The sequence below is a fragment of the Enterovibrio coralii genome (assembly GCF_001559595.1).
Taxonomy (GTDB): domain Bacteria; phylum Pseudomonadota; class Gammaproteobacteria; order Enterobacterales; family Vibrionaceae; genus Enterovibrio; species Enterovibrio coralii.
Window position 1 is genome coordinate 91004 of the sequence record NZ_LNTY01000033.1, and the last position, 21166, is coordinate 112169.

Annotated in this window: 23 protein-coding genes and 2 pseudogenes; 18 read left to right on the top strand and 7 right to left on the bottom strand. The window is 49.5% G+C overall.

Features of this window, described 5'->3' with window-relative positions:
- Positions 1–22: 22 nt before the first annotated feature.
- Together arfB and ATN88_RS11085 are read right to left on the bottom strand one after the other, a co-directional pair.
- Entirely contained in the window at positions 23–436 is a 414-nt protein-coding gene (gene arfB / locus ATN88_RS11080; RefSeq protein ID WP_067415517.1) for an alternative ribosome rescue aminoacyl-tRNA hydrolase ArfB, read from the bottom strand.
- Between the two features lie 40 nt (positions 437–476).
- Positions 477–1295 (bottom strand): IclR family transcriptional regulator, encoded by an 819-nt coding sequence (locus tag ATN88_RS11085; RefSeq protein ID WP_083539470.1) that lies wholly within the window; start codon positions 1293–1295, stop codon positions 477–479.
- 141 nt (positions 1296–1436) lie between these two features.
- On the opposite strand from ATN88_RS11085, the gene purU reads away from it, so the two are divergent.
- The 9 genes and pseudogenes from purU (at position 1437) to ATN88_RS11115 (ending at position 9344) form a co-directional block, all read left to right on the top strand.
- Positions 1437–2297 (top strand): formyltetrahydrofolate deformylase, encoded by an 861-nt coding sequence (purU, locus tag ATN88_RS11090; RefSeq protein ID WP_067415520.1) that lies wholly within the window; start codon positions 1437–1439, stop codon positions 2295–2297.
- A gap of 9 nt (positions 2298–2306) precedes the next feature.
- Positions 2307–3191: a bifunctional methylenetetrahydrofolate dehydrogenase/methenyltetrahydrofolate cyclohydrolase FolD gene (gene folD, locus ATN88_RS11095; protein WP_456297734.1), complete on the top strand. Its 885-nt coding sequence runs from the start codon at positions 2307–2309 to the stop codon at positions 3189–3191.
- Positions 3192–3215: 24 nt separating this feature from the next.
- Positions 3216–4784, top strand: a complete 1569-nt coding sequence (locus ATN88_RS11100) for an FAD-dependent oxidoreductase (RefSeq protein ID WP_232313110.1) — start codon at positions 3216–3218, stop codon at positions 4782–4784.
- Positions 4781–5317, top strand: coding sequence for a 2Fe-2S iron-sulfur cluster-binding protein (locus ATN88_RS27225; protein ID WP_232313112.1), 537 nt, complete (start codon positions 4781–4783; stop codon positions 5315–5317). The genes ATN88_RS11100 and ATN88_RS27225 overlap by 4 nt, the downstream gene beginning before the upstream one ends.
- Positions 5293–7389, top strand: coding sequence for an FAD-dependent oxidoreductase (locus ATN88_RS27235; RefSeq protein ID WP_269748133.1), 2097 nt, complete (start codon positions 5293–5295; stop codon positions 7387–7389). Before ATN88_RS27225 ends, ATN88_RS27235 begins: the two co-directional genes overlap by 25 nt.
- The gene (locus ATN88_RS27240) at positions 7362–7688 is read left to right on the top strand and encodes a glycine cleavage T C-terminal barrel domain-containing protein (RefSeq protein WP_232313115.1); all 327 of its coding nucleotides are present in this window, start codon (positions 7362–7364) and stop codon (positions 7686–7688) included. The genes ATN88_RS27235 and ATN88_RS27240 overlap by 28 nt, the downstream gene beginning before the upstream one ends.
- A gap of 1 nt (position 7689) precedes the next feature.
- On the top strand, positions 7690–8277 hold the full coding sequence (locus ATN88_RS11110) for a hypothetical protein (RefSeq protein ID WP_067415523.1): 588 nt from the start codon (positions 7690–7692) through the stop codon (positions 8275–8277).
- An 82-nt stretch (positions 8278–8359) separates the two neighbouring features.
- Positions 8360–8593 (top strand): hypothetical protein, encoded by a 234-nt coding sequence (locus ATN88_RS27245; protein WP_232313117.1) that lies wholly within the window; start codon positions 8360–8362, stop codon positions 8591–8593.
- 2 nt (positions 8594–8595) lie between these two features.
- Positions 8596–9344: pseudogene (locus ATN88_RS11115) on the top strand (Ldh family oxidoreductase).
- Here ATN88_RS11115 and ATN88_RS11120 read toward each other — a convergent pair.
- Positions 9328–10233: a LysR family transcriptional regulator gene (locus ATN88_RS11120; protein WP_067415526.1), complete on the bottom strand. Its 906-nt coding sequence runs from the start codon at positions 10231–10233 to the stop codon at positions 9328–9330. The pseudogene ATN88_RS11115 and the gene ATN88_RS11120 sit on opposite strands and share 17 nt — an antisense overlap.
- Positions 10234–10348: 115 nt before the next feature.
- On the opposite strand from ATN88_RS11120, the gene ATN88_RS11125 reads away from it, so the two are divergent.
- A complete protein-coding gene (locus tag ATN88_RS11125) occupies positions 10349–10840 on the top strand; it encodes an ester cyclase (protein WP_067415529.1) in 492 nt (163 codons plus the stop codon).
- A 16-nt stretch (positions 10841–10856) separates the two neighbouring features.
- On the opposite strand, the gene ATN88_RS11130 is transcribed toward ATN88_RS11125, so the two are convergent.
- A complete protein-coding gene (locus ATN88_RS11130) occupies positions 10857–11807 on the bottom strand; it encodes a DMT family transporter (RefSeq protein ID WP_067415599.1) in 951 nt (316 codons plus the stop codon).
- A gap of 445 nt (positions 11808–12252) precedes the next feature.
- Here ATN88_RS11130 and ATN88_RS11135 point away from each other — a divergent pair, with 445 nt between their 5' ends.
- Positions 12253–12642 (top strand): DUF805 domain-containing protein, encoded by a 390-nt coding sequence (locus ATN88_RS11135; protein ID WP_067415532.1) that lies wholly within the window; start codon positions 12253–12255, stop codon positions 12640–12642.
- A 52-nt stretch (positions 12643–12694) separates the two neighbouring features.
- Here the strand turns inward: ATN88_RS11135 and ATN88_RS11140 are convergent, their stop codons facing one another.
- Positions 12695–13783 carry a mandelate racemase/muconate lactonizing enzyme family protein gene (locus tag ATN88_RS11140; protein WP_067415535.1) on the bottom strand — a complete coding sequence of 363 codons (1089 nt, stop codon included), beginning with the start codon at positions 13781–13783 and terminating at the stop codon, positions 12695–12697.
- Entirely contained in the window at positions 13719–14621 is a 903-nt protein-coding gene (locus ATN88_RS11145) for a LysR family transcriptional regulator (RefSeq protein ID WP_067415538.1), read from the bottom strand. The genes ATN88_RS11140 and ATN88_RS11145 overlap by 65 nt, the downstream gene beginning before the upstream one ends.
- A gap of 134 nt (positions 14622–14755) precedes the next feature.
- Here ATN88_RS11145 and ATN88_RS25825 point away from each other — a divergent pair, with 134 nt between their 5' ends.
- The 7 genes and pseudogenes from ATN88_RS25825 (at position 14756) to ATN88_RS11175 (ending at position 20353) form a co-directional block, all read left to right on the top strand.
- Positions 14756–15175, top strand: coding sequence for a Rossmann-fold NAD(P)-binding domain-containing protein (locus tag ATN88_RS25825; RefSeq protein ID WP_067415541.1), 420 nt, complete (start codon positions 14756–14758; stop codon positions 15173–15175).
- Positions 15058–15720, top strand: a complete 663-nt coding sequence (locus tag ATN88_RS11155) for an NAD(P)-dependent oxidoreductase (RefSeq protein WP_083539471.1) — start codon at positions 15058–15060, stop codon at positions 15718–15720. Before ATN88_RS25825 ends, ATN88_RS11155 begins: the two co-directional genes overlap by 118 nt.
- Positions 15721–15779: 59 nt before the next feature.
- Positions 15780–16520 carry a class II aldolase/adducin family protein gene (locus ATN88_RS11160; protein WP_067415547.1) on the top strand — a complete coding sequence of 247 codons (741 nt, stop codon included), beginning with the start codon at positions 15780–15782 and terminating at the stop codon, positions 16518–16520.
- Positions 16521–16538: 18 nt separating this feature from the next.
- On the top strand, positions 16539–17438 hold the full coding sequence (locus tag ATN88_RS11165) for a HalD/BesD family halogenase (protein WP_067415550.1): 900 nt from the start codon (positions 16539–16541) through the stop codon (positions 17436–17438).
- Between the two features lie 9 nt (positions 17439–17447).
- Positions 17448–18071 (top strand): NAD(P)-dependent oxidoreductase, encoded by a 624-nt coding sequence (locus ATN88_RS11170; protein WP_198158371.1) that lies wholly within the window; start codon positions 17448–17450, stop codon positions 18069–18071.
- Positions 18056–18358, top strand: a complete 303-nt coding sequence (locus ATN88_RS26140; protein ID WP_198158372.1) for an NAD-binding protein — start codon at positions 18056–18058, stop codon at positions 18356–18358. The genes ATN88_RS11170 and ATN88_RS26140 overlap by 16 nt, the downstream gene beginning before the upstream one ends.
- Before the next feature lie 403 nt (positions 18359–18761).
- A pseudogene (locus ATN88_RS11175) lies at positions 18762–20353 on the top strand (BCCT family transporter).
- A 57-nt stretch (positions 20354–20410) separates the two neighbouring features.
- Here ATN88_RS11175 and ATN88_RS11180 read toward each other — a convergent pair.
- Positions 20411–21166 carry an iron ABC transporter ATP-binding protein gene (locus ATN88_RS11180; protein WP_067415553.1) on the bottom strand — a complete coding sequence of 252 codons (756 nt, stop codon included), beginning with the start codon at positions 21164–21166 and terminating at the stop codon, positions 20411–20413.

A 21166-nucleotide genomic window follows, 5' to 3' on the forward strand; every position in this document is an offset into this window, starting at 1 on the left:
TCCAGTTGTGATGTCAGCGAGATCAGAAAGAGACTTTTCCTCGCAGTGCTTTGGTCTTGCCACGCTGCGTTTTTCCATCCATGCGTTTTCTCTGGGATGATTTAGTCGGCTTGGTCGCACGGCGAGCTTTCTGCACCTTTGCGACACTTTTTACCATCTCTTCTAGGCGCATTAGCGCATCTTCGCGGTTTTTCTCTTGGGTACGGTATTGCTGAGCCTTGATAACGATAACGCCGTCTTTGGTGATACGGCTGTCTTTTAGGTTCAACAGCCGCTCTTTGTAAAAATCAGGCAGGCTGGACGCATTGATATCAAAGCGAAGATGGACGGCGGAGGATACCTTGTTGACGTTTTGACCGCCTGCACCTTGTGCACGAATGTAAGAAAGCTCGATTTCTTCATCGGCAATAGAAACGGTTTGAGAGATATGAAGCATGCTGGCGTGTCCTTGAAAATACAGGGCAATGATAGCGAATCTAGTACCTTGTGCTCAAACAACATCTTTGAACTTGGCGTTTGCCGCCTCCGAATGCTCGCTGTTTAGGCGGGTGCTTCACAGGAGATGGCGTTCGCGTGGTGAGAAGGCTTTGTTTTGCCGCTTCAAACTGGTGGCGTTTATCCATGATTTGCTCTGCACCGGAAATGTTTATAGCGGCGATGATGTTACCCAAATAGTCAGTGATGGGAGCCGCTATTGCCGTTGCATTATCAGAGCGATTTAAAGCGAATCCTTGTTTCTTTTCGGTGGCAAGAAGGTGCTTTAACTCAGGAAAGGTTTGTGGATGTGGACGCGGATACATATCTAAATGAATCGATTGATACACAGCACTGAGCTCAATATCACTGAGCTGTTGCAGCAAAATTCGCCCCATCGCATTGGTATGACAAGGAAGGCGCGTCCCCAAAGGAATATTGACGGATAGCCGTTGTGAAGCCTGCGCACGATAGACATACAGGGTTTCGAGTCCATCTCGTATCGCCATGTGGCAGGAGATACTGGTTTCATCTCTTAGCTTTTTCAAATGTGGTGCAGCAATGTCCACTAAATCTTGCCCCGCCAGAAATGAAAATCCTCTTGAGACGACTTGAGGTCCAAGGGTATAGGCGTTTCTGGCGACTTTGCGCAGGTAATTCTTGTCTATCAAGGTTTGAACAATGCGGTAAATGGAAGATTGGCTGACGCCTAACTGCTCGGCAAAGTCGTGTGTGCTAAGGATGCGGTGTTCGGCATCGAACAATTCAATGATCTCTAGCCCTCTTGCTAAGGACTGTGCTTGATAGTCCGCCTTCCCCATGTTTCACCCACATATAAATGAAAACTTCATATATGAATAAAATATGTGTTCATTCTGCGCGTCTGTCCATCTGGACTGTCAATTTGTTGGCGTTTGGCTTATCAAGTGGACAAGGACAGTAGGTAACCAACGGGATGGAACATGCAAGCGTCAAAGGAGTTTGTTCTCAAGGCGACGTGTGATGCGTCGAGTGGGATTCTTGCAGCAGTCACGTCTTATCTGGCGGGGCATAGTTGTTATATCTCTGAATTGCATCAATTTGACGATGAAGAAAATGGCAATTTCTTTATGCGTGCCGTTTGTCGAATTGAGTCTCCCGACGTCGATTTAGCGATGATCAGAGAAGGGTTTGAAGCGCAAGTCAGCCGTTTTCATATGGACTGGCAGTTTTTCGATGCGGATACGCCAATGCGCGTGCTGATCATGGTCAGCAAATTCGACCACTGCCTCAAAGATTTGTTGTACAGGCACGAAAATGGCGAACTGCCGATGGAGATCACCGCCGTGGTGTCTAACCACAAAGATCTCCGACCTATCGTAGAGCGAGCCGGCATTCGCTTTATCTGGTTACCCATCAATACCGAGAACAAACCAAGACAAGAAGCGGCGCTGTTAGACGTTATCCAAGAAACCGACACCGAACTAGTTGTGTTAGCGCGCTACATGCAAATTCTCTCTGATGATCTTTGCAAGAAGCTTCATGGCAAGGCCATCAACATCCATCACTCCTTTTTACCAAGCTTTAAAGGTGCCAAGCCCTATCACCAAGCGCACGCACGCGGTGTGAAATTGATTGGCGCAACAGCGCATTACGTGACGTCTGACCTTGATGAAGGGCCAATCATCCAACAAAGCGTTCAGCCCGTTAGCCATACCTATTCGTCAGACCGACTGGTTGCCGTAGGGCGTGATACCGAAACCATTGCGCTTGCGCAGGCCGTCAGATTGCATCTGGAACACCGTGTCTTTATGTACGGCAATAAAACCGTTGTCTTTCAATGATCTTCTGAGGTGAATGTGTCTGTAAATGTCATTGATGGTCGCCAGCTTGCTGAACACTTGGTTGAAGAGATGGCTGAAGAAGTAAAGGCGAGAACCGCTCAAGGCTACCAGACGCCGGGATTAGCGGTGGTGCTGGTGGGAGAGAACCCAGCCAGTGCGATTTATGTGCGCAACAAAATCCGAACCGCGGAGAAGGCGGGATTGCACTGTGTGGTGATAAAACTCGATGCGTCTTGCTCGCAGCAAGCGTTGGATGAGGTGGTGATTGAGCTGAATGAACGCGATGATATTGATGGTATCTTGGTTCAACTTCCTTTACCCGCCCACCTTTCTGAAGAACGCATCATTAACCTCATTTCGCCAGAGAAAGACGTCGATGGATTCCATCCAATGAATGTGGGTCGGTTGTCGACAGGGCAAGCGACGTTGGTGCCCTGCACGCCGCTCGGCTGTCTCGAAATTCTGAAAAGGGAAATCGGCGATCTTTCAGGTATGCACGCCGTTGTGATAGGTCGCTCCAATATTGTCGGAAAACCGATGGCGAGCTTACTGCTTCAGGCCAACTGCACTGTCTCGGTTGTTCACTCTAAATCGGTCGATGCGGCCAGTTTGTGCAGACAAGCGGACATTCTCGTGGTGGCTGTTGGAGTGCCTGAACTCGTTGACAGACACTTGGTAAAACCCGGAGCAGTAGTGCTAGATGTGGGTATTAATGCCATAGAACAAGACGGTAAACGAAAGCTGGTTGGCGATGTAAATTTCGCTGATGTCGCAGACATTTGCCAAGCGATAACCCCTGTGCCGGGTGGCATAGGACCTATGACGATCGCGTGTTTGATCAAGAATACGTTGGCAGCGGCAAAGCAACGAGGCGTTAAACAGCCTGTCGTCTGAGCTAGTTCAAGGAAGGAGCCTGAAGTGCCGTTTTCGCTTTTAAAATATGGCTTGAGCAACGACTACCCGTTTGAAAGAGACGCGGATTTACCGTTGCCAGGCGATTTAAAACGCCATTACGACGTGGTGATCATTGGTGGTGGTGGACATGGTGTTGCGACTGCCTATTACCTTGCCAAGTATCATGGCATTACCAATGTGGCGATTTTGGAAAAGGGGTATTTAGGTGGTGGCAACACCGCAAGGAATACTGCGGTCATCCGCTCTAACTACCTAACGTCAGAGGGTGTTAAGTTTTACAGCGAGTCCGTCAAATTGTTCCAAGGGCTCTCCAATGAGTTTGATTTTAACATCATGTATTCCTCCCGCGGCCAACTAACATTGGCGCACACGGATGCGACTGTGCGCTCGTTTCGTCAACGCACAGAAGTGAATAAACACTTTGGTGGACGCACTGAACTCATTGATCCGCAACAAATTCGCGAGTTAGTACCCACTTTGAATATGAACCCAGCAGACATGCCGATTTTGGCGGGACTTTGGCATATTGATGGTGCCACCGCGAGACACGATGCGGTGGCGTGGGGATACGCAAAAGGCGCAACGCAACGAGGGATCGAACTTCACCAATTAACCGAAGTGACGGCTATCAATACGTCAAACGGCAAGGTTGTGTCGGTCGACACAAACCGAGGCAACGTCGGCTGTGGGTGTGTCGTGCAAGCCGTGGCGGGACATAGCTCGATCGTGGCGGGGATGGCGGGCTTTAGAATGCCCCTCACTAGCTACCCACTTCAAGCCATGGTCACCACGCCAGTGAAACCTTTCCTCGATCCTCTCGTCAGTTCCTCCGCTCTGCATTGTTACGTTCAGCAAACGGGCCGTGGGGAGATTGTCTTTGGCGGTGGCTCCGACCCTTATCCGCTCTACAACACGCGGTCGACGCTGGAACTAAAAGAAAGCTTAATTGCCAGTGCGATTGAGATGTTCCCGTTTATGGCGAACTTCAAACTGCTGCGACAGTGGGCTGGCACCACGGACATGACCAGTGACTACAGCCCAATTATGGGACTTAGCCCTGTTGAGAACTATTACCTTGATGCCGGGTGGGGAACATGGGGATTTAAAGCGACACCGATTTGCGGAAAAACCATGGCGGAGCTGGTGGCGTCTGGCGGAAAAGTCCCCGATCTGATCGCACCCTTTTCAATGGATAGATTCGATGAGTTTCGACAAGTGAACGAAATGGGGGCCACGGCGGCGAGCATTAGGAGAGTAGTCATGAAGATAATGCCATGTCCCTTGAATGGCCCAAGAAACATCAATGAGTTTGTCTATGGTGGTGAAGTGAAGGTCATGCCAAACCATCGAGACTGTTCGGACAAAGAGTGGGCTGAATACGTTTTCTATTTGGATAACACCATCAAAGTCGTGCGCGAATGGTGGTTTCACAGTGCATCTGGTTACTGGTTTATCGCAGAAAGACATACTGGGTCAGATGAGATCCTCCGAACCTACGACCCGAGCGATATTTTCACGCAAAAAGTAGTATTTAACACCGCCCCAGAACAAGGAAAAGGAGGGGGACAATGACAGAACTTCATCGTCTTGCCCCCCCGATGGGCTCGTTAATTTCAAGAGACAAGCCTGTTAGGTTTGAATTTGAAGGCCAGAGTTATGCTGGCTTTGAAGGCGACTCGGTTGCCAGTGCTTTGGTTGCGAACCGCCAATGGCTGATGTCCCGATCGTTCAAATATCACCGTCCCCGCGGGTCGCTGACGATGGCAGGGCAAGATGCCAATACTTTGGTTCAATTGCCGGATGAAGCCAATGTGTTGGCCGATCGCATCGGGATTGCCGATGCGCCTTCTGTCATGGGGCAAAACTACAACGGTTCCTTGGAAAAGGACGCGGATGCCATCTTGGAAAAGGTGGGTCGCTTTATGCCCGTTGGTTTTTACTACCGCGCTTTCTACAAACCAAAAGGTATTTGGGACAAGTGGGAGCCGCTTATCCGAAAGAAAGCGGGATTGGGAGAAGCCAACCTCGATATCGAACCCGCCTATCACGACAAAGCTACCTGTTTTGTGACGTGTTGGTCGTGGGTGCCGGGCCTGCTGGCTTAAATGCCGCCATAACTGCAGCAGAGCATGGCGCAAATGTGCTGTTGGTTGACGAAAATAAGCAGCTTGGAGGGGCACTGACATTCCACCGGTTTGACGTCGACCGAGAGCATACCGATGACATGCTGAGTGCGCTGACGTATATGGTATTAAACCATCCGAAGATTCGGGTGATGACGGATGCCGTTTGCAATGCGTGGTATGCAGACAATTATCTCCCCGTGTTGACGGGCAATCGAATGTACAAAGTGAGGGCTAAGCAGTGCATTGTTGCATCGGGTGAGTTTGAGCAGCATGTAGTCTTCAGAAACAACGATGTGCCCGGCGCAGTGCTGTGCAGTGCCGCCATGCGCCTGATGAAACATTACGCCGTAAAGCCGGGCAAAACCGCGGTTGTTTTAACAGGAAACGACGATGGTTATCTGTGTGCGGTTGAATTAGCTGAGCAGGGTGTTGAAGTGGCGTCCATTATCGACATGCGACAGGCACCTGTGCGGCATGAAGTGCATGACTGCGTTGAATCCTTGGGTATACCTGTCGTTCTCGGTGCAACTGTCTATGAGGCGACAGCGAATCAACATCATCTGGACTCCGTTGACGTGTATGCGATCGATGATGCGCACAAGGTGACGGAAAAGGTTGCTACCATAGCCTGCGATCTGCTTTGTATGTCAGCGGGGTATATGCCCGCTTATCAGTTGTTGTGTCAGGCGGGGGCACAGCTAACGTATGATGACAACACCGCACGTTTCGCCATAAAAAACCTTCCAGACAACCTTCATATTGCGGGCTCAGTCAACGGTATTCACGACCTGGAAAAGGTCTTAGCGGATGGTCAACGAGCGGCCTATCGCTGCTTACAACTTTTGAACTTATCTGAGCTTGGTGGGCAAGAAGTGGTTTGTGACCGTCAAACCAATTTCCCTTGGCCCATCTTTCCTCACCCAAAGGGCAAAGACTTTGTCGATTTTGATGAAGATCTGCAAACCAAAGACATCATCAACGCGACACGCCTTGGCTATCGCGACATCCAATTAGTGAAACGCTTTTCAACAGTAGGGATGGGGCCATCACAAGGTCGTCATTCTGCGTTAGCGACGGCTCGTTTGGTTGCCAAGGCAACGGACAGAACCGTCAGCGAAACCGGGGTGACCACGGCAAGGCCACCTTACACGCCGGAAAAACTCGCGTATTTAGCCGGGCGAATTTTTAATCCAGTCCGTAAAACACCGATGCATGAGAGACATGAGCGGTTAGGTGCCCACTTTATGCCCGCAGGGGCTTGGAGGCGGCCTGCATTTTATGGAGAAAAAAGCCATCGCGATGCCTTGATTCAACAAGAGGCATTAGCCGTGAGGAAAAACGTCGGAATCATTGATGTCAGCACGTTGGGCGGAATTGAAATATATGGACCAGATGCGCCAGAGTTTCTAAACCGTATGTATACCTTCGCGTTTGTAAAACAGCCTGTCGGCAGAACGCGTTACGCCATATTGACCAACGAGCAAGGCGTCGTGATTGACGATGGCGTTGCCTGCCGAATCGCAGAGGATCATTACTATGTGACGGCTACTACGAGTGGTGTGGATGCCGTTTTCCGAGAAATGAAAAAGTGGAATGCGCAATGGCGGTTGGACGTGGATATAGCCAATGTGACGTCTGCTTTCTCTGCCGTGAATGTCGCAGGCCCTAATGCGCGAAAGGTGTTGGAAAAGGTCTGTAACGATGTGGATTTTTCTCCAGAAGCCTTTCCTTATCTTGAGTACCGAGAAGGCCATATCTACGGAATGCCAGTGCGGTTAATGCGGGTGGGGTTTGTTGGGGAACTTGGTTACGAAATCCATATGCCGACGCTGTTTGCGCTGAAGATTTGGGACATCTTGATGTCAGCCGGTGAAGCGTTTGATATGGGCCCCTTTGGCGTTGAAGCGCAGCGGCTACTGCGTTTGGAAAAAGGGCACATTATCGTCGGGCAGGATACGGATGGCATGTCTCATCCTGGTGAGCTTTCTTTGACGTGGGCAATTGCAAAGGCGAAGCGTTTTATGTGGGTTCGCGCTCTGTCGACATCGTGATGCGCCGTAAACAAACGCGAAAACTGGTTGGATTCAAGCTCGAGAAAACATCAGACAAACCCGAAGAAGGGCATTTGGTGTTAGATAAAGCGGGAGCCGAAGCGAACATCACGGGTAATGTGACCTCGTGTGAGTATTCTTCCACCTTGGACGCATACATTGGGCTGGCATTTGTGGGCGTCGACCAACAAGACACTGGCACACGGTTCCCTATTCGCGTTGATGGAAAAGAAGTCTGGCCGGAAGTGGTGTCTTTACCTTTTTACGACCCCGAAGGGGCAAGGCAGGAGGTGAGCTAGTATGTCTTCGTTTTTGGTAAGCACACAAGCGCAAAACCGTCTGAGTAATATTGAGCAAGTCTATAGCTTGTCGTCCATCTCGTTTTTTGATGCCACGACGTCTAACCGTATTGGGTTTAGAGGTCAGAAAACGGCATCGTTTTTAAAAGAACACGGGTTATCGGTGCCCGCGCAACCTAATCAAGCCCTAGAAATGCCGGATGGCCTTTGGGTGTTGAAGCTGAGTTACACCGAGTTTTGGGTCATTGATAAAAACAGCCAAAACGCAGAGTTCATCACTGAGTTAGAGACGAAAGTTGAGACAGAGAAACAGGTTACGCGTCTTTATTGCCAGCACAGCCATGCACTGTTCGTGCTGACGGGGGACGACTGTCCGGCGATGTTTGCCAAAGTGTGTGGGGTTGATCTTACTGAGGGTGAATTTGAATCGGGGCAGATTGCCCAAACGTCGGTGGCGCGTGTGTCATCTGTCGTGGTTAACGTATCAAAGCGCGAATTGAAGCAAACGCGTTTTCTGATTTTGAGCGATATTTCCAGTGCAGACTATTTATGGAAAGCACTCGGCGACGCAGCGACAGAATTCCAGTAATAAATGAACGAAGCAGCAAGGAGAAAGACGCAAGAGGTGAAATGAGCCGATAAGCCAATCTTCAAAGTTGGAAGGAGTATGTATGCCAGTGATTACAATTTCTGAGATTCATCAGGTTTGTAAAACAGCGTTGGAAAAGCATGGCGCGTTACCGTGGATTGCTGAGTCTGTTGCTCACGCCGTTGCCAAAAATGAATCCCGGAGCAACAGGATCTGTGGGTTGTATTACCTGCAGAGTTATTGTCAGCAGCTCGTGTCTGGGCGCGTGTCAAAAGATGCAGAGCCTGACATTAGCTGCCCAAACCTGGCTTTGTGAAAGTGGACGCCAAGTTTGGCTTTGCTCAGCCTGCTTTTGAGCGGGCATTGCCCTCGGCCATTTCTGCGGCGCGTGAAAATGGGACGGCTTCTTTGGCGATCGGGCACAGTCATACTTGTACCTCTTTGGGCTTTTTCACTGAGCAACTGGCACGACACGGTTTCGTTGCGATTGGTTTTACAAATTCTTCGCCGATCGTGGCACCGCCGGGTGGAAAAATGCGCACCATAGGGACAAATCCTGTTGCCTTCTCGGTGCCTGACGGGAAGGGTGGCATTGCGATGCAATTTGACCAGTCGACCACTGTCGTGGCTCTTGGCAAAATTACCATGCAAAAGAAGCCGGAGAGGCCATCCCTGAAGGCTGGGCACTGGACGAATTTGGCCAGCCGACCACAGATCCTAACAAGGCACTGGCAGGTTCATTGGTTTCTGCCGGCGGCTATAAGGGGTGGGGCTTTGGGCTCATGGCTGAGCTGTTGACCGCAGGTATGACGGGTGGCATTGCGTCTCAGTTTGTTAAACCTCTAAAAGCACCGCAAGGTGAACCGCACGATTTGGGACAATTTTTTCTGATCATTGACCCAGCAAACGCCGAGCATTTTTATGAAAGGTGCAGACAGGTTGCAGAACTCGTCTCACAAGATGAAGGAACCCGTTTGCCTGGTCAGTTTATCAACGAACTGACAGACGTTGAAGTACCTGAATCTTTGTGGGAGCAGGCAAAAAGTCTCGCTAACGGTCCGGTTTGATAGCTGCGTTGTCTGCGAATTGCATCAAATACTCGATGAGCAGGCGTGTTCGCAAGGAAAGGTGTTGCCTAGATGGATAGAGCAAATAATACGTGAAACGGCGTGCGTGATTATATGCGGTCAGTTTTGACACTTTCCCCTGTTTGATGGGTTCTTCCATCATCCTATCTGGTTGTAACCCCAACGTTTTTCCTGAAAGCACCATCTCTCGCAGCATGGTTGGAGAGTTGGTGCGATCGAAGTTACGTGGAGAGAAAGCATACTCTTCTTGCCCGTCTAACAATGTCACAGTGTCGTTTGGCGTTAAGGTTTCAAAAAGGGCCCAAGGCAAATCGGCCAAATCGCGATGATCAACGAAAATCTTGTGGCGTTTAAGAAACTCGGTACTGGCATATACACTGGCTTTGTCATGAAAGAGGGGGCGGGCGATGTAACCTTCTTCTTCGATATTGGCGATGCGAACGGCGAGATCCACCTTGTCTTCGATAAGGTTGATACGCTTGTCTGACAAGACAAAATCAAAATGAATATCGGGATAGCGGGCTTTGAACGCCTCTAGGCGCGGCAACAGCCAGTTTGCCGCAAAATCATAGGTGGTGGTGAGCCGAACGGTGCCATGTGGTTTGTCGAGGTTGAGCTGATTTTCGCTTTGCTCTAAGGCTTCAACAATTGTTCGCGCTGACGGGTAAAGGGCCTCTCCATCAGTGGTCAGCGTGAGATGTCTTGTGGTGCGCTGTATCAGCCTGACATTCAGATTCGCTTCCAGTTTACTGACTTGTTCACTAACCGCAGAACGGTTGAGCCCCAACCTTCTTGCCGCTGCCGCAAAACTTCCCTCTTTTACCACCACAGCAAAGATCGCCATTCCTTTGAGATAAGCCAGTTTCATGGTTCCTCACTGTTCCGATAATCCGAACAAAGCATACTGAATATAGCGTCTTATCCTCACGACTGTTTGATTTTATCTTGGAAATATCACGAGATACATCGACACGGAGCGAAAGATGAAAAAGATGATAGCGAGCGCGGTATTAGGCTGCATGATGTTTGCGGGTGCTGCAACTGCCGAGCAGCTTACCCTTGAAGAAGGGCAGGCAATCGTCAAACCGTTTTATGACTTGTTCAGCCTTCAAGATACAGAGGCTCAAGCGAGAGCCAATATGTCGCCAGATTGGCAGTCGTACTACAGCAACACGAGTTATAAGAATCTTGATGACACCATGAAAGCGGTCGTTGGAGCATTTCCCAAAATGGTGCCAGACATGAAATGGACGCAAGATGACATTTCTGTCACCACAGAAAATGAAGTGGTCGTAAGGGGCACATTAACGGGGACACCTGCGGGCGACACTTTCTTTGGTCAGCCGGTTAATGGAAAGCCGTTCTCTGTGATGACGTTAGACATTCACACAATTGAAGATGGCAAAGTCGTCAAAACTTATCATATCGAAGATTGGTTTCGTGGCTTAGGGCAGATGCGTCCAGACGCGAAATAATACTGGAATTCGATCCTTAGACCTTCTCTTCTTGACGCTCTTTGAGAGCGTCGTTTTTGTTGGGAACGCTAGCGACGTTCGCAATCACAATGCCAATCACAATGAATCCAATGCCCAGCAGGTGGTGTGTTTCCATTCTTTCTCCTAGCAACAACGCTGAGAAAATAAGGCCGAATACCGGGATTAAGTGCATGAACTGGCCTGTTCTGGATGCGCCCATTTTTAGGATGGCACTGTTCCAGCAAAAGAAAGCGATAGCAGACGCAAAGATACCTGTGTAGAGGCCGAGAAAAATACTCTCACGAGATAGCGGCATGGGCGCAATTGTGAGGGACTCCCAAAGGTAAAACGGCAGCAACAGAAACGCACCTAAAGTGACGGTGTAACCTAGCATGGGCAGACCTTTGAGTTCCGCAGGAAGTTTCTGAACCAGTACTGAGTAGGTTGCCCAAACCAATATCGCGAACAAAGCAATCCACTCACTCTTGCCAATGGCGATATTGGTACCCAGATTTCCTTGTGTAACGATAAGTAAAACACCAATGACGGAGATGGAAATCGCCAAAACCTGACGTTTAGTGGCGGCTTGTTTAAGCAAGACAAACTGTGCCAGCAAAATCATCAGTGGACTAGAAGACTGTAAGATCAACACGTTTGTCGATAGCGTGTCTTTTAAGGCGATGTAGATCAGTGTGTTATAGCCCGCAACACCAAGCAAGCTAAGGGTAAACATGAGCGGCAAGTGTTGTCTGCAAACGGGCCACATGGCGCGCATTGGGCGGATTACAAAAGGGAGAATGATGAGTGCTGCTACCGTCCAACGCCAAAAGGCCAAACCTATGGGAGGAATGGAAGCGTTGAGCCACTTTGCCAGCGTGATATTGCCCGCCCAACTCATCGTCGCCAGCACCGCCAAGAAGACGGGAAACCAGCCAATGTGTGTTTGTTGGGGCTGAAACTTATCCATTCGTTCACGCTTGTTTGTTGATGAGAAAACAAACAGGTTACCCATTCACGGGAAACCTATTCAACCTCTATTGGGAATTAATTCGAGAAAACGCCTTATACCCAATCAACTTGAAGATGTAGTATTCAGCGAGTTTGAAGGGTGTTGTGATCGCGGCGTCCCTTTGTAGGTGTAGTCACCTCTATCAAAAAGGGGCAACAAAGAGCACGATGCTCGTCAACTCGCCCACAGGGAGGGCTTCAATGCGCCCAAATCATCTCGAAATTCCGGGGAAATCGGATGACCATTTCTAGCAAAATTCGCCCAAATTCAATGCATTGATAACCTCTGAATGCGAGCACCTTCGAGTTGATTGGGTATACACATCAAAGGACTTTATTTGGTAAAGTAACGGCATTGGCCGCGGATGGCGGTGATTGAAACTTGCAATACCCTAGGAGAGAAAATGGACTGGTATATTGGCGTGCTGAAGAAGTACATGGTGTTTAAAGGCCGAGCACGCAGAAAAGAGTACTGGATATTCATCCTGTTCAATATGCTGATTTCGTTGGTGTTGTCTTTGGTTGACGAACAGTTTGGCACCTTCAACCCTGAAATTGGTATCGGTACCTTGGGTACGATTTACGCCTTATTCGTATTTCTGCCAACACTGGCCGTTACCGTGCGCCGTCTTCACGATGCCGATCGCACTGGCTGGTGGGCGTTATTGGGTCTTATTCCTTTCGGCGTATTTGTGCTGTTGGCCATGCAAGCGTTTGAAGGCACCAAGGGTGAAAACCGCTTCGGACCTGATCCGAAAGGGGATCAAACCAAGTCGGGCACCTTTACCGTCTAGCCCGCCTTAGCTAGCCCGTTACTGTTGGCGGGCTTCGCGCGCACATCCCGCATCAGACTTTCATCTTCGCAATGGCGCGATGATTGAAGGTGAAGCCACAACCGGGGCGATGCGGGATGGTGAGTTTCCCTTCGCGCACTATCATTTCCTCATTGAATAGCGATTCAAACCAAGGCATGTGTTCAACCGAGCGGCAATTCGGTGCACTCCCCGCTATCGCTAAACTGTGCTCAGTGAAAATATGGGTGGAAATCGGGACGTGGTAGGCAGATGCGAGAGCCGCGGTTTTTCGCATTTCACTCAAGCCGCCGATTCGTTGCAGGTCTGGCATCAAAACATCACAAGCGCGCTTTTGTAGCATGGCTTGCATACCAAAACGGGTGTACTCGGTTTCGCCACTGGCAATATCCATATCAAGAGAACGCCTAACTTCTGCGTGCCCCTCAAGATCATCGGCATCGACGGGTTCTTCAAGCCAAGCAATTTCGTAAGGTGCTAACGCTTTGCCCAAGCGAATGGCCTGTTTGACGGACAACGCCTGATTGCAATCTGCCAATAAGGTGATGTCATCTCCCACGGTTTCTCTCACCATAGCAACGCGCTTGATATCGCGCTGCATGTCTTGGCTGCCAACGCGTATTTTCATGGCTCTAAAGCCTTGTGCGATGAAGTCTTTGGCATCTTGTTGGAGCTGTTTTTCTTCATCGATAAGCCAAAGCCCACCGCTTGCGTAAGTGTCAATGTCATCTCGGCAAGCTCCGAAAAGCTGATGAAGTGGTAAAGATGCCAGTTTGCCATTGAGGTCCCAACAAGCTGTATCCAACGCCGAAAGCGCAGCAATCGTCACCCCTTTGTGGCCTGTTGGGTTTACCTCCGTCCAAACTCGCTGCCAAATGCGCTCGATATATCGAGGATCTTCACCAATGAAAAACGTGCTGAGTCCTTTCACCATTTCATCAAAAGCATTCAGTCGTACGCCGTTGAGTGTGAATAAATAGCTCTCTCCGACAACCCCTTGGTCGCTTTCTACGGTGATCAATAAGCAACCCACAGAACGCATGTCATGTATGGCAGTTTTAATTGGGCGCGAGAAAGGAATGGTGACTTTCTGACGTTTGATCGCGGTAATGTTTGCGCTCATGCAATTGCCTTAAGGCCATCAATCGCGGCCTGAATGGTGGGTTCGTCTTTACGGTATTGAAGGTAGAGAGATAGATTGGAAGGCTGAGTGATGCAGCCCCTGCTACCTCCAGTAAGCGTCCTTGCTTGAGGTGTTCGTTAACGAGATTTTTGGGGAAGTAGCCTGAGCCGCCGTATTGCTCTATGTGTGCCAATGCGACAACAGCCTGACTGATTTCAATGCGATGGTAGGGGGCGTCAGGATAGAGCTTGTTGTGCTGTGCGCGAAAGCTTTCTCCCCAATCGACATAGAGATAACCGGGTACCTGCCGCGCTTCGACATCTCGTGCTTCACTGGAAACCAGAATCAATTCATCTTCACGCAGAAACTTCGCCGCCAATTGGGGGCTTTGCTGTGGCTCGTGAACAATCGCTAAATCAATGAGCCCTTCTTTTAAACTGCTTAGCAGAGGGGCGGAGGCATCGGCCCTTGCTTGGGTAGCTAATTGGGGATGATGTGCTGTCATCCACGTAAACCAATCATTGGCCCAGAGCGGCCAAACATTCAAATGAAACCCAAGAGTGACCACAGATTGAGAGTCTTCTGGCAGTGTAATTTCCAGTCGCGCATGCTCCCAGGCTTTGACCATGGTATTGGCGTGACGGAGGAATTTGTGTCCTCCCGTGGTGAGCACAACCCCATGTCGGGTTCGTTGAAACAATGGGCGGTTGAGCCTTTCTTCCAACCCTTTTATTCGCGCACTCATGGTCGATTGCGTGATGTAAAGGTTCTCCGCTGCTTGTTGAAAACTGCCTGTCGAGACAACTTCCAAAAAGGCGCGAACGGTTTCAATGTTCATTCGAGCACCTCCCCATAAGTGAGATATCGAAAATCACGAATTAAGGCTCCAATTATATTTGTTTTACACATGGCAGAGCTTTGGTCAAGATTTGAGCGGGATTGAGTGATGCTCAGTATCAAGGCAGGGACACAATGGCAATTCTGCTGAACAACGTAGGCTACGGTAATGCACCTTGGTTACGTGCCTTACAAGCACTGTTACCGGATGAGGATGTGCTGACCCCAGACGACGATATTTCACCTGAAGAGGTGGAGTTTGCCTTGGTGTGGGATCACCCTCTGGGAGATTTGCATCGTTACCCCAACTTGAAGGCCATTTTGTTGCTGGGGGCAGGGACAGAACACATCGACCGGGAAACCTGTTTGCCACCGGTGCCTGTTGTGCGACTGATTGACCCCGACGTTGTGATGGAGATGGCGCGCTATGCGCTGTATTGGGTACTGCATTTTCACCGAGCTTTGATCGGTATCAGCACCAGCAGTTACTCAAACATTGGCACCGGTATGATGTCCCCGCGGTCGCTGACTATGGTGTCGCAGTACTCGGATTAGGCCAAATCGGTGCCAAGGTTGCGTCATTAATTTCCGCAAACGGTTTTCGGGTCAATGGATGGGATGCCCAACTCAAATCTGTTTCTGGCGTGGACGTATACAGCGGCGAAGCGGCGTTGAAGCAGGTTTTTCAGGATGTCAGCATCGTGGTGAATTGCCTGCCCTTAACGCGACAAACCCATCACTTTTTCAATGAAGCCAGACTCTCAATGCTGCCGGTTGATGCGGTGTTGGTGAACATCAGCAGGGGAGATGTGGTCGATGAGCAAGCCTTACTGAAACAGTTAGACACTGAGCAAATGAAAGGGGCGGTTTTGGATGCGCACAGCGTTGAGCCTTTGCCTTCAACCTCGGTGCTTTGGGAGCATCCAAAGGTGTGGATTACGCCCCATATTTCAGGTGCGACGAAGGCAGAAAGTGCTGCTCACGTTGTCGTTGAAAATATAAAGCGGATCAGAAAGGGCGAAGTAGCATTTCCCCTACACGTCCCTCCCTGCCAACAAGGCATGTCGCAAGTCATACATAATCAAGTCGCGAAAGTGTAATCCGAAACTGTAGGCGCGGCGGATAGTTACCCAATAAAGGCGCAAAGAGGAATGCAACGATGAGCAAAGAGAGTATGCCATCTTTGGCAGAACAACAATGGAATGTCAGGGTCGATTTAGCGGCTATGTTCAGGCTGACTGCGCACTTTGGTTGGGACGACACGATTTGGAATCACATCACCGCAAGGGTACCTGGCTCAGATCATCACTTCTACATGCATAGATTTGGCTTGATGTACGACGAAGTCACTGCATCAAACCTGATTAAAGTCGATGAAGAGGGCAATGTGCTGGAAGGGCCGGAAGATGTGAATACTGCGGGATTTATTATTCACAGTGCTGTCCACCTTAACCATGCAGAAAACAAGTTTGTATTCCATGCGCATCCCAAAAGTGCCATAGCGGCAACTGCCATGAAGGAAATACCTTTTTGGGTACAAGACTCCTCAATGCTTTTTGGGAAAGTGGGTTATCACGATTGGGAAGGCTTGTCCGTCGACCCCGATGAGCGTTTTCGCATTGCGGAAAATCTGGGTGACAACAAATGTTTAGTGATGCGAAATCACGGTTTTCTTGCCGTGGGTAAAACCGCTGGCGAGGCATTCATGAACATGTATTACCTCGTAAGATTGTGTGAGGTGGCGATTCAACTCAATGGCGCGCGCTTCGATATCGATCCTGGCCCTGAGGATATTTGGAATTTGAGTGCCAAGCAGTATGAAGCATTCTCTCCGGGGATGTATGAATGGCCTGCGCTGCTGCGGCTGTGCGATCGGCTTGATAGCTCTTACAAACACTGATGGTATGGAGATGAAGATATGACGTTGCAAGCTCTTCATACTCAGCTCCCAAGTGCGTTTTCTGCTGCGGAGATCGCACTGGATGCACTCATTGATTTAGACACTTACCCTATTCACGACATTCATCACCCCAAGCGAAAAATGCTGGTGGCGGACTGCCATCAATCGCTGTCAGAGACTGGGTGCGCGCATGTTCCTAAGTTTATGCAGCCCGCGGCAATTAACGCGATGTTGGAGGAAGTAGGGCGGTTACGTACAGAGATTCGCCGCTCCGAAGACACAGTAAACGCGTACTTTTCAGAAGATGATCCTGCATTGAGTGCTGCGCATCCAAAACGCCATTTTATGAGTCGAAAGAGCTCATTTATCAATTCCGACAGACTCGAAGCTCGCTCGTTATTGCGCCAGTTTTACGACAGTGATGTTGTGGTGCACTTTTTGTCAGAATGTTTGGGTGTGGCACCGATTTATCGCTGGGCAGATCCGCTTGCGAGGAATCCATATAGCGTGATGCAGGAAGGCGACCACTTTCCATGGCACTTTGATGGCAACGACTTCACGGTTAGTATTTTGGTTCAGCAAAGCGAAGGTGGTGGTGATTTCGAATACTGTCCAAACCTTCGTAATCCCCATGATGAGAACTTTGAAGGGGTCGCCGAGGTGCTGGCAGGCAATCGAAAACCCGTGCATGTGTTGTCGCTTGAGCCAGGAGATTTGCAGCTTTTCAAAGGCAGATATTCTCTTCACAGCGTGACCCCAATCGTGGGAAAAACCGAGCGCGTTATCGCGCTTCCAACCTATGTTACCGACCCCTATACCGTGAACCGGCCTCATCATGCCAAAACGGTGTACGGCGAAGCACTGCCCATTCATTTTGAACGAGAAAACGTGGTTCGCGCCGACAACCTGATGGATTGAGGAGTAGTCATGGATATCGGATTTATCGGCCTAGGGAAAATGGGCAGCGGCATGGCGGCGAACTTGCTTGAGTGGTGCCAAACCAACGGCTGCAAACTTAGGGTGCTGGATATCAACCAAGATGCGGTGAACGCCTTAGTGAGTAAAGGTGCTTTTGACGGTGAGAGTGTGGCCAACATCGCTCAGCGTTGTGCGATTGTGTTTACGTCGTTGCCAACATCCAAAGAAGTGAATGCCGTTGCACTGGGTGAAGAGGGGATTTTTGCCAATATTGAAGCACTTGAAGTGTGGTTTGAGACCAGCACCAATGCGTTGTCTGATTGGGAAGCACTGAAGCTGGCCGCGCCTCATGGCTTGGTAATGGTAGATGCGCCAGTAACGGGTGGTTCAGAGGGCGCAGAAGCGGGAACCTTGACCATGCTGCTGGGCGGGAAAAAATGCATTTTGGATCGGTACGAAGATGTATTGAGTGCGTTTACCGCAAAGCGGGTTGTTATGGGGCCAAGCGGATCGGGATATGTCGGTAAACTTTGCCAGCTCCATCTCAACTACTTGGTGGCGCAAGGAATTGGCGAAGCTTTAATGCTTGGTAAACAGCTGAGCTGGATCTTGATACCTTGTGGGATGTATTGAGAAACAGCTGTGCCAGAAGTTATGTGGTTGAGTCCTATGTTCCCAAAGTGCTGGATGGCAGTTACGACCCTTCTTTCACGCTTGCTTTAGCAACCAAAGACATGCGTCTGATTAGTGAATTGGGTGAACATCTGACCGTGCCTTTAGCACTCGGTGACAGGGTGTTTGATAGCTACCGCAATGCGCTTACACAGTACGGTGACATGGCACCGCATCTTTCCATCGTCCGACTGATTGAAGAGCAAACCGGACAGCTTCTTCGCAGTAGCGAACAACAGGGAACCTGAAATGATTCGGTAACGATACGTTTCTCAATATCGCAGCAAAAATAGCGATGTCTTTTCCCTTTGATCTCTATTTTGATTTGCTTGTCTTGTAACTCGCCATGTTAGGCTTTCAGTGTGGGATCTATCTGTAATCTATAAAGATTGAACCTTTGTTGGCAGTACTAGGACAGACAGTCTTTTTGTATTCCCAGCCAAGTTAAATGTTGAATTGCCGGTAACGGCTTTTCTTTTATTCAGCCCATCTTCACAGGGTTGTGAGTCTGCATCTTTGGGATTGATGAACATACATCAACCTTGCAGGGACATACCTTGTCTTCAAGCTGTCTGGTCGTTTGACCCGCTGGCCATGTTCTATTGTCGTCCTTCTTCATAGATGAAGCAGGGTGTTTAAGAAGGTATTTCTATGACTGAGCCTACTGCAAATGTCGATAACAATGACGATGACCTGTACAACACGGATTATCAAATTGGACAGGATAACGTTAATTTCTTAGGACTCGATTTCCACAACCCCGTCTTCCCAGTGTCAGCCATCATGGTCGTGGTGTTTGTCTTGGGTGTGCTGATTTTCCGCGAACAAGCATCTGACTTCTTTGGATGGCTGCGCCCCGCAATTACGCAATCGTTCGACTGGTTTTTTGTCATTTCCGCCAACATTTTTCTAATTTTCTGTTTGGTTTTGGCACTCTTACCGGTTGGGAAAATTCGATTGGGTGGCGATGACGCAAAACCGGATTATTCTTATCCAGCGTGGTTCGCCATGCTCTTCTCAGCAGGTGTTGGTATTGGCCTGATGTTCTATGGCGTCCTTGAGCCAATGAACCACACATTGAACCCACCGCTGGGCTTAGAGGTGGGATCAGAAGATGCACGAAGCATTGGAACCGCAGCGTCCATTTTTCACTGGGGCTTCCATGCTTGGGCGGTCTATGCCGTTGTAGGATTAGCATTGGCTTTTTTCCATTACAACAAAGACTTGCCGCTGACACTGCGCTCCGCTTTCTACCCGCTTCTCGGCGATCGTGTTTGGGGCATGTGGGGACACATCATTGATATCATGGCGGTATTGGCAACCCTGTTTGGATTGGCAACGTCGCTGGGTATTGGCGCGAATCAGATCGCGGCGGGTCTCAACTATCTGTTCGGCATTGATAGCGGTATCGAAACCAAGTCTATTTTGATTCTGGCGATTACCGTTGCGGCTTGATTTCTGTCTATCGCGGCATGGACGGCGGTGTGAAGCGATTGAGTGAAATTAACATGGTGATGGCAGCGATGTTGATGGTATTTGTCATCTTCGTGGGTCCTACCATGTTGATCTTCAGTGGTATCGTGACCAACACCATTGATTACGTCACCTGGCTACCTGCTTTGTCCAACTGGGTTGGGCGAGAGGATTCTGGCTTCTACCATGGCTGGACGACGTTCTACTGGGCGTGGTGGGTATCTTGGTCACCATTCGTCGGTATGTTCATTGCGCGCGTTTCACGCGGTCGAACAGTGCGCGAGTTTATTCTGGCGGTACTTATTGCGCCGACCATTGTGTGTATTGTCTGGATGACCACGTTTGGTACGACTGCATTGGATCAAATGGATGGCGGCTATAACGGCGTGGTGAACTTGATCACCAATGGTAATTGGCAGCCTGAGCTTTCTATCTACAAGATGTTTGAAGCTCTGCCGTTTACGACAGTTATCAGCTTCTTCGGCATGGTGCTGACGATCATTTTCTTCGTGACTTCATCGGACTCTGGCTCCTTGGTTATCGATACGATTACGGCTGGGGGCAAAATTGATGCGCCAGTTTCTCAGCGTATTTTCTGGTGTACGATTGAAGGCTTGGCCGCCATTGCGCTATTGATGGGTGGTGGCTTAGGCGCACTGCAAGCCGCCACCATTTCAACCGGATTACCGTTTGCCGTGTTCCTTCTGGTGATGTGCGTGAGTCTTTACGTGGGGCTTTCGAGAGAGCTTAGAAGAAAGCAGTTCGCGTAACGTTCAAAACGAACAAACGAAGAAGAAAAAGCCCGCAAATTCGCGGGCTTTTATTCGTCAGTAGTACAAACACATGCGTTTGCCATTGGCTTCAACAATACTGAAAGGGGTGTCGTAGATTTCGCTCAAAACAGCCTCTTGAATGACATCATTCACACCAGCATTAGCCGCAATTTTTCCCTTTTTCATCGCGATGATGTGGTCGGCATAGCAGGCAGCGAAGTTAATGTCGTGGATGACAATCACGACGGCTTTACCCATATCATGTGCCAGTTTTTGAATGGTTCGCATGATGGAAAGGGAGTGTTTGATATCTAAGTTGTTCAACGGCTCGTCAAGGAATACATAGTCTGTATCTTGCGCAATAACCATGGCGATAAAGGCCAGTTGTCGTTGACCGCCACTGAGCTGGTCGAGATATCGGTCTTGCAAACTGGCGAGATCAAGATAGGCCAGTGCTTTGTCTATCATGCTGTTATCTTCATCGGTCAGATTTCCCTTTGAATAGGGAAAGCGACCGAATGACACCATTTCTCGCACGGTAAAACGCATCGTGATGCTGTTTGCCTGACGCAGCACGGCGAGATGTTTGGCGAGCTCTCCGGTGTTCCAGTCCACGATAGATTTGCCATCGATTATTACATTGCCAGCATCAGGCGGGAGCAAACGGCTTGCCATCGAAAGCAGTGTGCTTTTCCCCGCACCATTAGGACCAATAATGGCGGTCACTTTTCCTTTTTCAAACTGACTTGAGGCGTCATCCACAACCTTTTGTGAGCCAAATGCTTTTGAGAGTTTCTCGAGAGTAATCAT